11 protein-coding genes are annotated in these 12,523 nt (G+C 61.1%); 7 read left to right on the top strand and 4 right to left on the bottom strand.

The window, feature by feature from the left end:
- Positions 1–787 precede the first annotated feature (787 nt).
- The gene (locus PSH59_RS15110; protein ID WP_305393069.1) at positions 788–2,032 is read right to left on the bottom strand and encodes a saccharopine dehydrogenase family protein; all 1,245 of its coding nucleotides are present in this window, start codon (positions 2,030–2,032) and stop codon (positions 788–790) included.
- Positions 2,033–2,061: 29 nt separating this feature from the next.
- Complete coding sequence (locus PSH59_RS15105; RefSeq protein WP_248083539.1) at positions 2,062–3,159, bottom strand: carboxynorspermidine decarboxylase; 1,098 nt, start codon at positions 3,157–3,159, stop codon at positions 2,062–2,064.
- A 255-nt stretch (positions 3,160–3,414) separates the two neighbouring features.
- Between PSH59_RS15105 and PSH59_RS15100 the strand changes: the two genes are divergently transcribed.
- The 7 genes from PSH59_RS15100 to PSH59_RS15070 all read left to right on the top strand — a co-directional run bounded on the left by PSH59_RS15100 (position 3,415) and on the right by PSH59_RS15070 (position 10,363).
- On the top strand, positions 3,415–4,434 hold the full coding sequence (locus PSH59_RS15100; RefSeq protein WP_248083538.1) for a LacI family DNA-binding transcriptional regulator: 1,020 nt from the start codon (positions 3,415–3,417) through the stop codon (positions 4,432–4,434).
- Entirely contained in the window at positions 4,418–5,422 is a 1,005-nt protein-coding gene (locus PSH59_RS15095) for an ABC transporter substrate-binding protein (protein ID WP_248083537.1), read from the top strand. The genes PSH59_RS15100 and PSH59_RS15095 overlap by 17 nt, the downstream gene beginning before the upstream one ends.
- Positions 5,423–6,241: an iron ABC transporter permease gene (locus tag PSH59_RS15090; RefSeq protein ID WP_305393068.1), complete on the top strand. Its 819-nt coding sequence runs from the start codon at positions 5,423–5,425 to the stop codon at positions 6,239–6,241. It abuts the gene before it with no gap.
- A complete protein-coding gene (locus PSH59_RS15085) occupies positions 6,238–7,032 on the top strand; it encodes an ABC transporter permease (protein ID WP_248083534.1) in 795 nt (264 codons plus the stop codon). Before PSH59_RS15090 ends, PSH59_RS15085 begins: the two co-directional genes overlap by 4 nt.
- Positions 7,029–8,060: an ABC transporter ATP-binding protein gene (locus PSH59_RS15080; protein ID WP_248083533.1), complete on the top strand. Its 1,032-nt coding sequence runs from the start codon at positions 7,029–7,031 to the stop codon at positions 8,058–8,060. The genes PSH59_RS15085 and PSH59_RS15080 overlap by 4 nt, the downstream gene beginning before the upstream one ends.
- A gap of 10 nt (positions 8,061–8,070) precedes the next feature.
- A complete protein-coding gene (locus tag PSH59_RS15075) occupies positions 8,071–8,904 on the top strand; it encodes a phosphodiesterase (RefSeq protein ID WP_305393067.1) in 834 nt (277 codons plus the stop codon).
- 139 nt (positions 8,905–9,043) lie between these two features.
- Positions 9,044–10,363 (top strand): OprD family porin, encoded by a 1,320-nt coding sequence (locus PSH59_RS15070; RefSeq protein ID WP_305393066.1) that lies wholly within the window; start codon positions 9,044–9,046, stop codon positions 10,361–10,363.
- A gap of 64 nt (positions 10,364–10,427) precedes the next feature.
- Here the strand turns inward: PSH59_RS15070 and PSH59_RS15065 are convergent, their stop codons facing one another.
- Positions 10,428–11,822 carry a hypothetical protein gene (locus PSH59_RS15065; protein ID WP_305393065.1) on the bottom strand — a complete coding sequence of 465 codons (1,395 nt, stop codon included), beginning with the start codon at positions 11,820–11,822 and terminating at the stop codon, positions 10,428–10,430.
- Positions 11,823–12,005: 183 nt separating this feature from the next.
- Positions 12,006–12,506 (bottom strand): GNAT family N-acetyltransferase, encoded by a 501-nt coding sequence (locus PSH59_RS15060; RefSeq protein ID WP_248083529.1) that lies wholly within the window; start codon positions 12,504–12,506, stop codon positions 12,006–12,008.
- Positions 12,507–12,523: the final 17 nt, after the last annotated feature.

Below are 12,523 nucleotides of genomic sequence, written 5' to 3'. Positions count from 1 at the left end.
ACGGGCGAAGAGGTTAGTCAGCGAAGTTCCGGGCGGCAACCTGAAACAAGTGTGAGAAATCCCTGATCAGGTACGCGACTTCACGGCACCACAACCCCGCTATAGGGGGGAGTTTCTACAGCAGGATTGTCGCCAAAAAGAATGCGCCCCTTGGGGCGCATTCTTTTGTTCGGTCAACAATCATCCATCAGGCAATTGAGATCGTTCCCACGCTCTGCGTGGGAATGCACCCCGTGACGCTCCGCGTCACCATTGCGCACTCTTCGAACTTCACACTCGCCGGCGGGACGCGGAGCGTCCCAGGCGGCATTTCCACGCAGAGCGTGGGAACGATCATTGGGTGTCATGCGGCTGGATGGGCGTCATCCAGTGCTTTGTCCACCAACAGTTGCACACAGCGTTCGCGGTCGAACGAAGAGGGTGGCAGCTGTACGCGGGTTGACCGACCGGTTGTCAACGAACCCGGCATACCCGAAGGTATCCCGCGCACAACTGCCGCGACACGATACCTCAGGCACAAAAAAACGCCTGGGATAGGGGCAGGGCGTAGCAGTTCGTTAACAAGGCCGGACGGTCAAATCCGGTCGCTGAATTGGCAGCGACGGGCGAAGAGGTTAGTCAGCGAAGTTCCGGGCGGCAACCTGAAAGAAGTGTGAGAAATCCCTGATCAGGTACGCGACTTCACGGCACCGCAACCCCGCTATAGGGGGGAGTTTCTACAGCAGGATTGTCGCCAAAAAAATGCGCCCCTTGGGGCGCATTCTTTTGTTCGGTCAACAATCACCCATCAGGCAATCGCATCCCAAGCCCGATCACCTTTCTCGTCCTTGATGCGAGTCGGCAACCCCATCACGTCCAGCGCTTTGAGGAACGGTTCAGCCGGCAGTTCCTCGACGTTGGCCATGTGTTTCACATCCCACTCGCCACGGGCTACCAGCAGCGCGGCGGCGACGGGTGGAACACCGGCGGTGTAGGAGATGCCCTGGCTGTCGGTTTCGGCAAAGGCGTCTTCGTGGTCGGCCACGTTGTAGATAAACAACTCACGTGGCTGGCCATCCTTGGTGCCTTTGACCAGATCGCCGATGCAGGTCTTGCCGGTGTAGCCAGGGGCGAGCGAAGACGGGTCGGGCAGTACGGCCTTGACCACTTTCAACGGCACCACTTCCAGGCCTTCGGCGGTCTTGACCGGCTTCTCGGAGAGCAGGCCGAGGTTGTTCAGCACGGTGAACACGTTGATGTAGTGCTCGCCGAAGCTCATCCAGAAGCGCACGTTGGGCACGTCGAGGTTTTTCGACAGCGAGTGCACTTCATCGTGACCGGTGAGGTAGAGGTTCTGCGAACCGACCACCGGCAGGTCGTCGGTACGTTTGACTTCGAACATGGTGTTGCTGGTCCACTGGCTGTTCTGCCAGCTCCACACCTGTCCGGTGAATTCGCGGAAGTTGATTTCCGGGTCGAAGTTGGTGGCGAAGTATTTGCCATGGGAGCCGGCATTGACGTCGAGAATGTCGATCGAATCAATGCGGTCGAAATGCTGTTGCTGCGCCAGCGCGGCATACGCGTTGACGACACCTGGGTCGAAGCCCACGCCAAGGATGGCGGTGATGTTCTTCTGTTTGCACTCTTCCAGGTGGTTCCACTCGTAGTTGCCGTACCACGGCGGGGTCTCGCAGACCTTGCCCGGCTCTTCGTGGATGGCGGTGTCGAGGTACGCAACGCCGGTATCGATGCAGGCACGCAGTACCGACATGTTGAGGAACGCGGAACCGACGTTGATGACGATCTGCGATTCGGTTTCACGGATCAGGGCCTTGGTCGCTTCCACGTCCAGGGCGTTCAGCGCGAAGGCTTTGATATCGGCGGGTACTTTGAGGCTACCCTTGGCCTTGACGCTGTCGATGATGGCCTGGCATTTGGAGATGTTGCGCGACGCGATAGCAATACGACCGAGTTCGTCGTTGTGCTGCGCGCACTTGTGGGCCACCACCTTGGCGACACCTCCTGCACCAATGATAAGAACGTTCTTTTTCAATTGCTTTTGCTCTCCTAATATCCGCCAGCTTACGAAAGGCTGGACAGGTAGTCGTCGTAACCAAATTCACGAACCACTTCGACTGTACCGTCGAGTTGTTTCACTACGATGGACGGCATTTTCAGGCCGTTGAACCAGTTTTTCTTGACCATGGTGTAGCCCGCGGTGTCGATGAACGACAGCCGATCGCCGATGGCCAACGGACGATCAAATTGGTATTCGCCGAAGATATCCCCGGCCAGGCAGGATTTGCCGCACACCATGACGGTGTGTTCACCTTCGCTCGGCGCCAGTTTGGCGTTGAGGCGGTAGATCAGCAGGTCCAGCAGGTGGGCTTCGATGGAGCTGTCGACCACGGCGAGGTTTTTGCCGTTGTAGAGGGTGTCGAGCACGGTCACTTCCAGGGAAGCGCTGTTGGTGATCGCCGCTTCGCCGGGCTCCAGGTACACCTGCACGCCGTACTTCTCGGAGAATGCCTTAAGCCGCGCGCAGAACGCGTCCAGTGCATAGCCTTCACCCGTGAAGTGGATGCCGCCGCCGAGGCTGACCCACTTGACCTTGTGCAGCAGCGCGCCGAAGCGTTCTTCGATGGTGCACAACATCTTGTCGAACAGGCTGAAGTCGCCGTTCTCGCAGTTGTTGTGGAACATGAAGCCGGAGATCTGCTCGATCACGCCTTCGATCTTCTCCGGGTCCCATTCGCCCAGGCGGCTGAACGGACGCGCCGGGTCTGCCAGCAGGTAATCGGAGCTGCTCACCTGCGGGTTCACCCGCAGGCCACGGGTCTTGCCTTCGCTGCGTTCGGCAAAACGCTGCAACTGGCTGATGGAGTTGAAGATGATCTTGTCGCAGTTATCCAGCATCTCTTCGATTTCATCGTCGGCCCAGGCCACGCTGTAGGCGTGGGCTTCACCTTCGAATTTCTGGCGACCGAGCTTCAATTCATAGAGCGACGAGGAGGTCGTGCCGTCCATGTATTGCTGCATCAGGTCGAACACCGACCAGGTGGCAAAGCACTTGAGCGCCAGCAGAGCCTTGGCGCCGGACTGCTCGCGCACGTAAGCAATCTTCTGCATGTTGACCAGAAGCTTCTGTTTATCGATGAGGTAGTACGGCGTTTTGATCATTTTTGAGAGCCTGCGGCGGTGCCTGCCAAAAAAGGACACGCATTGTGCCCGCACTTGGTCAGGATCGAAAGGTTAGCCGGCGGATTTTGCGCGCCGGGTTTTCAAGCATAGCCCCGGAGTATGACTATCCAAGGGCATACATCGGCCCGGTGTGGGAGGGGGCGGCTGCCATCAAACCGTCATCTTCCCACCACTGTCCTGCCACATTTGCTCGTTACTGTCCTCGCCAATGAGATCGATCTCAAGCGAGTGACAATGACTGATTTGAAAGACGTTGCGCGGCTGGCCGGTGTGTCCCGTGCCACCGCCGCCCGTACCTTTGCCTCCCCTGAGCAGGTGCGCATGGCCACCCGCGAACAGGTGTTCGCCGCCGCCCGTGAGCTGGGCTTTCGCCCTAATTTGCTGGGCCGCCAACTGCGCCTGCAAACCACCAACCTGATTGGCGTGGTGGTACCCAACCTGCTCAACCCGGTGTTCGCCGAACAGTTCCAGGCCATGGAGCGGGCGGCGCGTTTGCGCGGTTACAGCCTGGTGCTGGCGACCACCGACTACAGCGCCGAGCGCGAGTGCAGCGTGGTCGAAGAACTGCTGCGCCAGCGGGTGGACGGCCTGGTGCTGACCGTCACCGATGCCGAAAGCAACAGCGTGCTCAGCAGCCTGAATTCCGAGAAAACGCCGTTCGTGCTGGCCTATCACCAACCCAGCAACCCCAACTACAGCGCCGTGTCGGTCGACAACCGCGCCGGCATGGCCATGGCCACCCGTTATTTGCTGGACGCTGGGCACCGGCGTATCAGCATGGTCGCCGGGCCCGCGTTGCAGTCCGACCGTGCCCGCCTGCGCTATGCCGGCTATTGCGATGCGATGAACGCCTACGGCCTCAAAAGCCGCCCGGTGATCGAGATGTCGGCCCACACCCAGGCCGATTTTGCTGCGATCCAGCCGGCGCTCGCGGGCGCCGAGGCACCCACCGCTCTGGTGTGCTCCAACGATTTTCTGGCCATCAGCCTGATCGCCGAGCTGCGCCGCAACGCCTGGCATGTACCGCAGCAGCTCTCGGTGATGGGCTTCGATGGCATCGCCCTCGGCACCCAGATGCACCCGACCCTGTGCAGCGTGGTGCAGCCCATTGCGCTGCTCGCCAGCACGGTAATTGACCAACTGCTGGCGCAGATCGCCGGCAACGATCCGATTTCCCATTGCCTGCCTTGCCATATCCGGCCGGGCGACAGTACTCAACCCCTTGAGGAGTCCCTTGATGCGCGCATTCCGTAAAACCCTGGCAGCGGTGCTGCTGTGTGGCATGGCCGGCCTGGCCCAGGCCGCCGACACCGCGATTTGCTACAACTGCCCGCCGGACTGGGCCGATTGGGGCACCCAGCTCAAAGCCATTGCCGCCGACACCGGCGTCCAGGTGCCGCTGGACAACAAGAACTCCGGCCAGTCGCTGGCCCAACTGGTGGCAGAGAAGGCCGCACCGGTGGCCGACGTGGTGTATTACGGCGTGACCTTCGGTCTGCAGGCGCAAAAAGCCGGCGTGGTCGAGGGTTACAAGCCCAAGGGCTGGGAACAGATCCCCGCCGGCCTGAAAGACCCGGCCGGGCAGTGGTTCGCGATCCACTCCGGCACCTTGGGCATCATGGTCAACGTCGATGCCCTGGGCGGCCTGCCGGTGCCGCAAAGCTGGGCCGACCTGCTCAAGCCCGAATACAAAGGCATGGTCGGTTACCTCGATCCCTCCAGCGCCTTTGTCGGCTACGTTTCCGCAGTGGCAATCAACCGCGCCCTGGGCGGCGATCTGGACAACTTCGCGCCGGCCATCGACTACTTCCAGAAACTGGCCAAAAACGCCCCCATCGTGCCCAAGCAGACGGCCTACGCACGGGTGCTGTCCGGTGAGTTGCCGATCCTGGTGGACTACGACTTCAACGCCTACCGCGCACGCTACAAAGACAACGCCCACGTTGATTTCGTGATCCCCAAGGAAGGCAGCATCAGCGTGCCCTATGTGATGAGCCTGGTGGCCAACGCGCCGCACCGCGCCAACGGCGAGAAGGTGCTGGATTTTGTGCTCTCCGACGCCGGCCAGGCGCTGTGGGCCAAGGCTTACCTGCGCCCGGTGCGCCCGGTGCAGATGCCGGCTGAGGTCGCCGCGCAATTTCTGCCGGACAGCGACTACGCCCGCGCCGGTGTGGTGGATTACCAGAAAATGGCCGCCGTGCAGGAAGCCTTCGCCGCCCGCTACTTGAACGAGGTCAAGTAAGTGGCAACGTCGTCCAAACATGCGGCCCTGGCGTTGGCCCCGGCCTTTGCGGTGCTGCTGGCGTTCTGGTTGTTGCCGCTGGCGCACTTGATCGTGCTGGGCACCGAGAGCCGCGACAGCCATGGCAGCGGTTATTGGCAAGTGCTCAGCAGCGCACAGTACGTGGGCAGCCTGGTGCAAACCTGTGGGCTGGCGATGGTGGTCACGTTCGCGGCCTTGCTGGTGGGCGGTATCAGCGGGGTGTTCCTCGCGCGGCAGCAGTTTTTCGGGCGCTCGGCGCTGGTGGCGCTGCTCACGTTTCCGCTGGCGTTTCCCGGCGTGGTGGTGGGCTTTCTGGTGATCCTGTTGGCGGGGCGCCAGGGATTGCTGGCGTCCCTGGGCCTGCACCTGGCCGGTGAGCGCTGGATCTTCGCCTACTCGTTGGCCGGGTTGTTCGTGGGCTACCTGTACTTCTCGATCCCACGGGTGATCCTCACGGTGATGGCCGCTTGCGAGAGTCTCGACCGCAGCCTCGAAGAAGCCGCGCATTCCTTGGGCGCGGGACATTGGCGCGTGGTGTGCGACGTGATCGTGCCGGGCCTCGCGCCAGCGCTGGCGTCGTGCGGGGCGATCTGTTTTGCCACGTCCATGGGCGCCTTCGGCACGGCCTTTACCTTGGGCACGCGGCTGAACGTCACCCCTGTGGCGATCTACAACGTGTTCACCAATTACGCCAACTTTGCCGTGGCGGCAGCGCTGTCGGTGGTGCTGGGCGCGGTGACGTGGGCGGTGTTGCTGCTCACGCGGCGCCTGGTGAAAAACGCGGGGACGGTCCTGTGAAGCGCTCATCGCTGTTCGTGGTGCAACTGCTGTTCACCCTGCTGGTGTGCGCCTTCATGTTGGTGCCGGTGCTCATGTCGCTGGTGGCCGGGTTGACGCGCAACTTCTTTGTCGGTGTGTCCAGCGGCCTGACCTTCGACTGGCTGGTGCAAGTGTGGCAGGCCTATTCACCGACCGTGTGGCTGTCGCTGCAACTGGCCGTGGCCTGCGCGGTGTGCGTGTGTGTGGTCGGCGTTCCGGCGGCCTACGCCCTGGTGCGCATGAACAACCGCTTCAGCCGCGCCTTTGAAGAGTTGATGGTGCTGCCGGTGGCGATGCCGGGCCTGGCCAGTGCGCTGGCGTTGCTGCTGACCTACGGGCAGTTCGGCACGTTTCGCAGCAGTTGGGTCTTCATCCTGGTCGGGCATGTGCTGTTTACCCTGCCATTTCTGGTACGCCCGGTGATGGCGGTGATGCAGCGCCAGCAACTGCCGGTGTTGGAAGAAGCGGCTGCCAGCCTGGGCGCTGGCCCCATCAAACGCTTTTTCAGCGTGGTGGTGCCCAACTGCCGGGCGGGGATTCTGGCCGGGGTGCTGATGGTGGTCACCTTGTCCCTGGGTGAATTCAACCTGACCTGGATGCTGCACACGCCAATGACCAAAACCCTGCCGGTGGGCCTGGCCGACAGTTATGCCTCGGCGCGTCTGGAAATCGCCAGTGCCTACACCCTGATCTTTTTGCTGATGATCGTGCCGCTGCTGATTGCGTTGCAGGCCATCAGTGCCCGTTTGTCCCGTGGAGAGCGTCGATGACCGCTATCACTATCCGCCTGCAAGGCTGTCGCAAGGCATTCGCCGACGGCACCGTGGCCGTGCATGACCTGAACTTGACCGTCGAAGGCGGCGAAACCCTGGCGATCCTCGGACCGTCCGGCTGTGGCAAAACTACCACCCTGCGTCTGATCGCCGGCCTGGAACGCCCGGACATCGGCCAGGTGCTGTTCGGTGACACGGATGTGACGCGTCTGCCCATCGAGCGGCGTGATGTGGGCATGGTGTTTCAGAACTACGCGCTGTTTCCCAATCTCGATGTGGCGGGGAACATCGTCTATGGCCTGAAGATTCGCGGCGTGGCGCCGCGCGAGCGTACTCAGCGTTGCGAAGAGCTGCTGGAGCTGGTGGGTTTGCAACAGCACGGCAAACGCAGCATCCATGAGTTGTCCGGCGGCCAACGCCAGCGCGTGGCGCTCGCCCGGGCCCTGGCACCGCGCCCCAAGGTGCTGCTGCTCGATGAACCGCTGGCAGCCCTCGATGCGCAATTGCGTGAGCGCCTGCGCAGTGAGCTCAATGAACTGCTGCGGGGCCTGGGCATTACCTCGGTGTTCGTCACCCACGACCAGGGCGAAGCCATGGCCCTGGGCGACCGCATCCTGGTGATGGAACACGGGCGCATCGCGCAACTGGCCAGCCCACGGGAGATCTACCAGAAACCCGCGAATGCCTTCGTCGCCGGTTTCGTCGGCAACCTGAACGCTTTTGAGGTCATCGAGCCGTCCACTCACGGCTTGAAAGTCTGCGGCGGCGAGTTGCCCTGGCACGAAGCTAATCTGCCCAATACCGTGTACTGCCGCCCCGAACACCTGCGGGTGATGGAACACGAAGGGCATCTGCACGGGCATCTGCTCGCGCAGTTTTTCCAGGGCGCCCAAAGTCGCCTGCTGGTGGACGTAGGCGGCCCGCAACCGCTGTTGGTGGACTGCAGCGACAACCACCTGTACGCCGTCGGCGCGCCGATGGCTCTGGCAGTTGCGCCGCATAAATTGTTCACCCTCAATGCATGAGAGTCTGCTTGTGAATCGTCCGTTTTTAGTCGCACAGATCAGCGACCTGCACCTTAAAGCCGGCCAGCGCCTCACCTATGGCGTCGTGGATACCCTGGGCGCGCTGCGCCGTGCCGTCGACCACCTGAATGCCAGCCAGCCACGGCCGGATATCGTGGTGGTCAGCGGCGACCTGGTGGACTTCGGCCGCGCCGATGAATACGCCGTGCTGCACCCGGAACTCGCGCGCCTGCACATGCCGTGCTACCTGGTGCCGGGTAACCATGACAGCCGTGGGCCGCTGTTGGATGCATTCAGCGACCACGCCTACTTGCCGCGTTCGGCAGACGGCCCGTTGGATTGGGTGGTGGACGCGCATCCGCTGCGACTGATTGGCCTGGACTCCACCATTCCCGGTGGCCACGGCGGCCAGTTGCTCGACAGCCAGGTGCAGTGGCTCGACGCCCAACTGGCGTTGCGCCCCGATGTGCCGACCTTGCTGATCCTGCATCACCCGCCCTTTATCAGCGGCATCGGCCATATGGACCGCGAACCCTTTATCAATGCCGCCGCCCTGGAAGCGGTCGTCGCCCGCCACCCGCAAGTGGAACGCCTGTTATGCGGGCACCTGCACCGGCCGATGCAGCGACGTTTCGGTGGCAGCCTCAGTTGTGTGTGCCCCGGCACGTCCCATCAGATCGTGCTGGATCTGCAGGCGGCGGCGCCTGCGCATTTCAACCTGGAGCCGGCGGGGTATCTGTTGCATCGCTGGGAGGCACAGCAAGGGCTGATCAGCCACAACGGCGTGTTCGGGGACTACCCGGGCCCGTATCCGTTTTATGACGCTCATGGATTGATTGACTGAGGTTGTACGGAGGTTTCACTTCACTCAACTGACTCGCTGAATAACCGTTAACGCCCCGGCCAACTTAACGTGTGGCCGACGGCATCCTGCTGCTCTTTTTTGCGCCCGGAACTTGGATTCCGCGCCGGAGTTCGTCCTGATGAAAGCAACGTTGAATGTATTGAGTCTGTTGACCGGTGGCTTGGGTATTGTCCTGAGCCCCTTGGCTTCTGCGGACTTCTTGAGCGACAGCAAAGCCAACCTGGGCCTGCGTAACTTCTATTTCAATAACGATAACCGCGACGGAACGGCCGCGCCGTCCAAGACGGAGGAGTGGGGCCAGGCTTTTATCCTCAACTACCAGTCGGGCTTTACCGACGGCACCGTAGGGTTCGGCCTGGATGCCATCGGCATGCTTGGTGTGACCCTCGACAGCGGCGGCGGGCGCCATGTGGGCAGCTCGATGATCCCCAGCGATGACGGCAAAGCCGCTGACAACTGGGCTCGTGGCGGCGCCACGGCCAAAGCGCGCTTTGCCAAGACCGAAGCGCGCTACGGCTACCTGCGCCCGAACCTGCCGATTCTGGTGAGCAACGACGGGCGCCTGTTGCCGCAGTCGTTTGAGGGTGGGCAAGTCACCAGTAACGACATCGACAACCTGACGCTGGTCGGCGGCCAACTGCAACACACCACCGGCCGTGGTTCCAGCGACAGCAGCGGCCTGGCCGCGGCCGGTGGCACCCGTGAAAGCAACACATTCACCTACGCCGGCGCTGACTACAAACTGACCAAAGACCTGATGCTGCAGTACTACTACGCCAACCTCGAGGACTATTACCAGCAACACTTCGCCGGGTTGATCCACGTGTTGCCGCTGGGCGAATACGGCTCGTTGAAGACTGACCTGCGCTACTTCAAGACCACCGCCGACGGCAAAAACAGCAGCGCCGCCGGCCGTGCCGAAGGCTACAAGTTCGGCGGTTACACCAAGAACGGCAACGGTGAAATCGACAACAACACCTGGAGCGCGGCGTTCATCTACTCCCTGGGCCCGCACGCGATCACCGCCGGTTATCAGCAAGTCTCGGACGACAGCAACTTCGCCCAACTCAACCAGGGCGGCCTGGTGGGCAAAGGCGAGGGCGGTGCCAGCCTGTACCTCTACACCGACCGCACCGTGCAAACGTTCATCCAGGCCGGCGAGCGCACGGCGTTTGCACAGTATGCGTATGACTTCGCATCCCTCGGCGTACCGGGCCTCAAGGCGTCGGTGATGTACCTCAAGGGCGAGCATATCCTCACCGCCAGCGGCAACGATGCCAGCGAGTGGGAACGGGATATCTCCCTGGATTACGTGGTGCAGAGCGGCACGTTCAAGAACGTCGGGTTTGGCTGGCGCAACGGGATGTCCCGCAGTGAAGTGGCGCGGGACCAGGATCAGAACCGGTTGTTTGTGAGCTATTCGATTCCGTTGATGTAAGACCCGCTGGCCCCTGTTGCGAGGTGCAGATTAGCTCGCAACAGGGGCGTTTCATGGCCTGTATTTATCGGATGGCGGCGGTCCAGCTACGCCCGTCATCCTTGGACTGCAGCAAGTTGCCGTTGACCATTGAGGCGAACACCGATTTGCCGTCGCGGCTGTAGAAGAACTCATTGATCAGGGTGGGGGAGAGTGCGGTCGTTTCGGTCCATGTAGTGCCACCGTTTTGCGTATAGGCCATGCGCATATCGGAATAGAGCACATAGTGCAGGGCGACGCCGTTGTTCTTGTCCCTGAAGTTGGAGCCAAACATATATCGCGTGTGGGTCGAGTCTTGCCAGGTCTTGCCGTGGTCATGGCTTTCATAGGGGTTGAAAATCATTGATGCCGCACAGCTGCAATGCAGCACGCCATCGTTGGAAGCCCAGAACAGAGAAATGCCACCCGGCAGCGGGTAGAGCGCGGACTGCCGGTTTTCAAGATTCAACACGCCGACCTTGTCACCGGGCACAGAGCTGACCAACTCGTTTCCCAGCAAGTAAGACCTGGTAGGGAACAGCTCAGAGAGCGCGCGCAGGGAGAGTTCCTTTTCGTAGCGCGCCAACTGCGTCCAGTGATCGCTACCCAGTGGTGCGCTGTGAATGTAGATACTGTTTCCGCGCAATGTGGTTGCGATGACCTGGTCCTTCCATTGGTGCAAGTTGGTAACGACGCCAAAAGGCAGGTTGCCTCGGATGGACCGCCAATGCCTTCCTTGGTCATCCGATTGACGCAATGTGCCCAATTCCCCGCCTGCCAGCCAGGTTCCGGCGCCGGTGACGAGGGCCGATTCGATGGCGTTGCGCACCCCTACATCATGCGCAACGGCGGGTTGTCCGGGCGTCCATTCATAGATCACGCCGTTGGCACTGGCGTAGATAAAAGTGTTTTCGGTAGTCTGCTGCAGCGACATAACGCCGAAGCTGAGGGCTTTGCTCAGTTCAAAGGCGCTTGTCATGTCGGCCTTTACGGTTTGGCCATCCCATGACAGCGTTGGCTTGGCGAGCAGCGGGCTCAGACCGGGAAATAAGGCTTGGACACGCTCTCGCGTGGACTCGTTGGCGGGGGGCTGACTATGCACAAATACCAGGCGGTCCTTGACCGGCGTCTGGATAATGACCCCTAAGTCAGTCAGCTGACCGCTTTGCACAGCAAAGCGGCTGAAGTCCGAACTGATATCGACTTCGTTGCTGACACACATTGCGCCGCATTGGCCTGCGTTGAACTGTCCCAGGCGATAAGTGCCTGGCGGTAATGAGCCGGCGTAGATGGCTGATCTGGAAGTGGCTTCTTCGTTTTTACGCAGTGAGAACTTGTCGCCGTGCTCACCTGTGGGGCTGCTCACACGCTCAAGGGTAATGGTCTGCCAGTTCTTGAAAAAAAAGCTGACATTGGGGCTGTTGACCAGAATCTGAACCATGACGGCACCATCCGACGCCCTGTCGATTTGGGCGTCGCGAGGTTGGATTTGCATACAACCTGTGAGAATGAGGAGCAGGCATAACAGACTGCGTATCTTCACCGGGAAAGTCCTTTTTCGGGGGTGGCGCTAGGGTGGCGGAACGAGGGAGTGCGTAGCTTTTAGTACACACCACGTAGAACGTCAACTTGACGCGCAAGCCGCGTTCGCAAGGCTCAATGACTTCACATGGGTCGCGGTCCCGTCGCTTATCGGCTGAAAACCGCAGCGCCGATAAAACGCGGCAGCTTCGGGTGTGTCGGTGAACAACCGTACTTCTTCAAATTTCAGGGCGGCGTGGTCCAGCAGTGCTTGCACCAGGGTGCGCCCCAACCGGCGTCGACGCACGTGAGTGGCGACGTATACCCGGCGCAGCCGACCGACCGTTGGCCCGGCATGGGGATCCTGGGTAATGCCACCGATGGCGACCAATTGGTCTTGGTAAAACACGCCTAACAGGCATTCGCCTGGCCGACTGAATCGGTTGGTGTGGTTGTCCCATTCGGTGATCAGCCGTGTCAGGAACCCGAATCCTTCGCTGATGGCCTGGGCCTCCAACGCGCGTACCGCTTGGGGAAGGTCTATCAGTGGGCGTATCGAAACGCCGTCGTCGTAGAGGTCGCTGAGTGGGTGACGCTCTTGCATATCGATTGAACTCGCCT

This window comes from Pseudomonas sp. FP2309 (assembly GCF_030687575.1).
In the GTDB taxonomy this organism is placed as follows: Bacteria; Pseudomonadota; Gammaproteobacteria; order Pseudomonadales; family Pseudomonadaceae; genus Aquipseudomonas.
The sequence above is the reverse complement of the archived record's forward strand: the minus strand, read 5'-3'. Positions and strand labels throughout refer to the sequence as shown.

Excerpts from the sequence above, each read along its gene's own strand:
- PSH59_RS15100 (WP_248083538.1), top strand. The coding sequence starts at position 3,415 with ATGACTGATTTGAAAGACGTTGCGCGGCTGGCCGGTGTGTCCCGTGCC.
- PSH59_RS15070 (WP_305393066.1), top strand. The coding sequence starts at position 9,044 with ATGAAAGCAACGTTGAATGTATTGAGTCTGTTGACCGGTGGCTTGGGT.
- PSH59_RS15105 (WP_248083539.1), bottom strand. The coding sequence starts at position 3,159 with ATGATCAAAACGCCGTACTACCTCATCGATAAACAGAAGCTTCTGGTC.
- PSH59_RS15065 (WP_305393065.1), bottom strand. The coding sequence starts at position 11,822 with ATGGTTCAGATTCTGGTCAACAGCCCCAATGTCAGCTTTTTTTTCAAG.
- PSH59_RS15060 (WP_248083529.1), bottom strand. The coding sequence starts at position 12,506 with ATGCAAGAGCGTCACCCACTCAGCGACCTCTACGACGACGGCGTTTCG.
- PSH59_RS15095 (WP_248083537.1), top strand. The coding sequence starts at position 4,418 with ATGCGCGCATTCCGTAAAACCCTGGCAGCGGTGCTGCTGTGTGGCATG.
- PSH59_RS15080 (WP_248083533.1), top strand. The coding sequence starts at position 7,029 with ATGACCGCTATCACTATCCGCCTGCAAGGCTGTCGCAAGGCATTCGCC.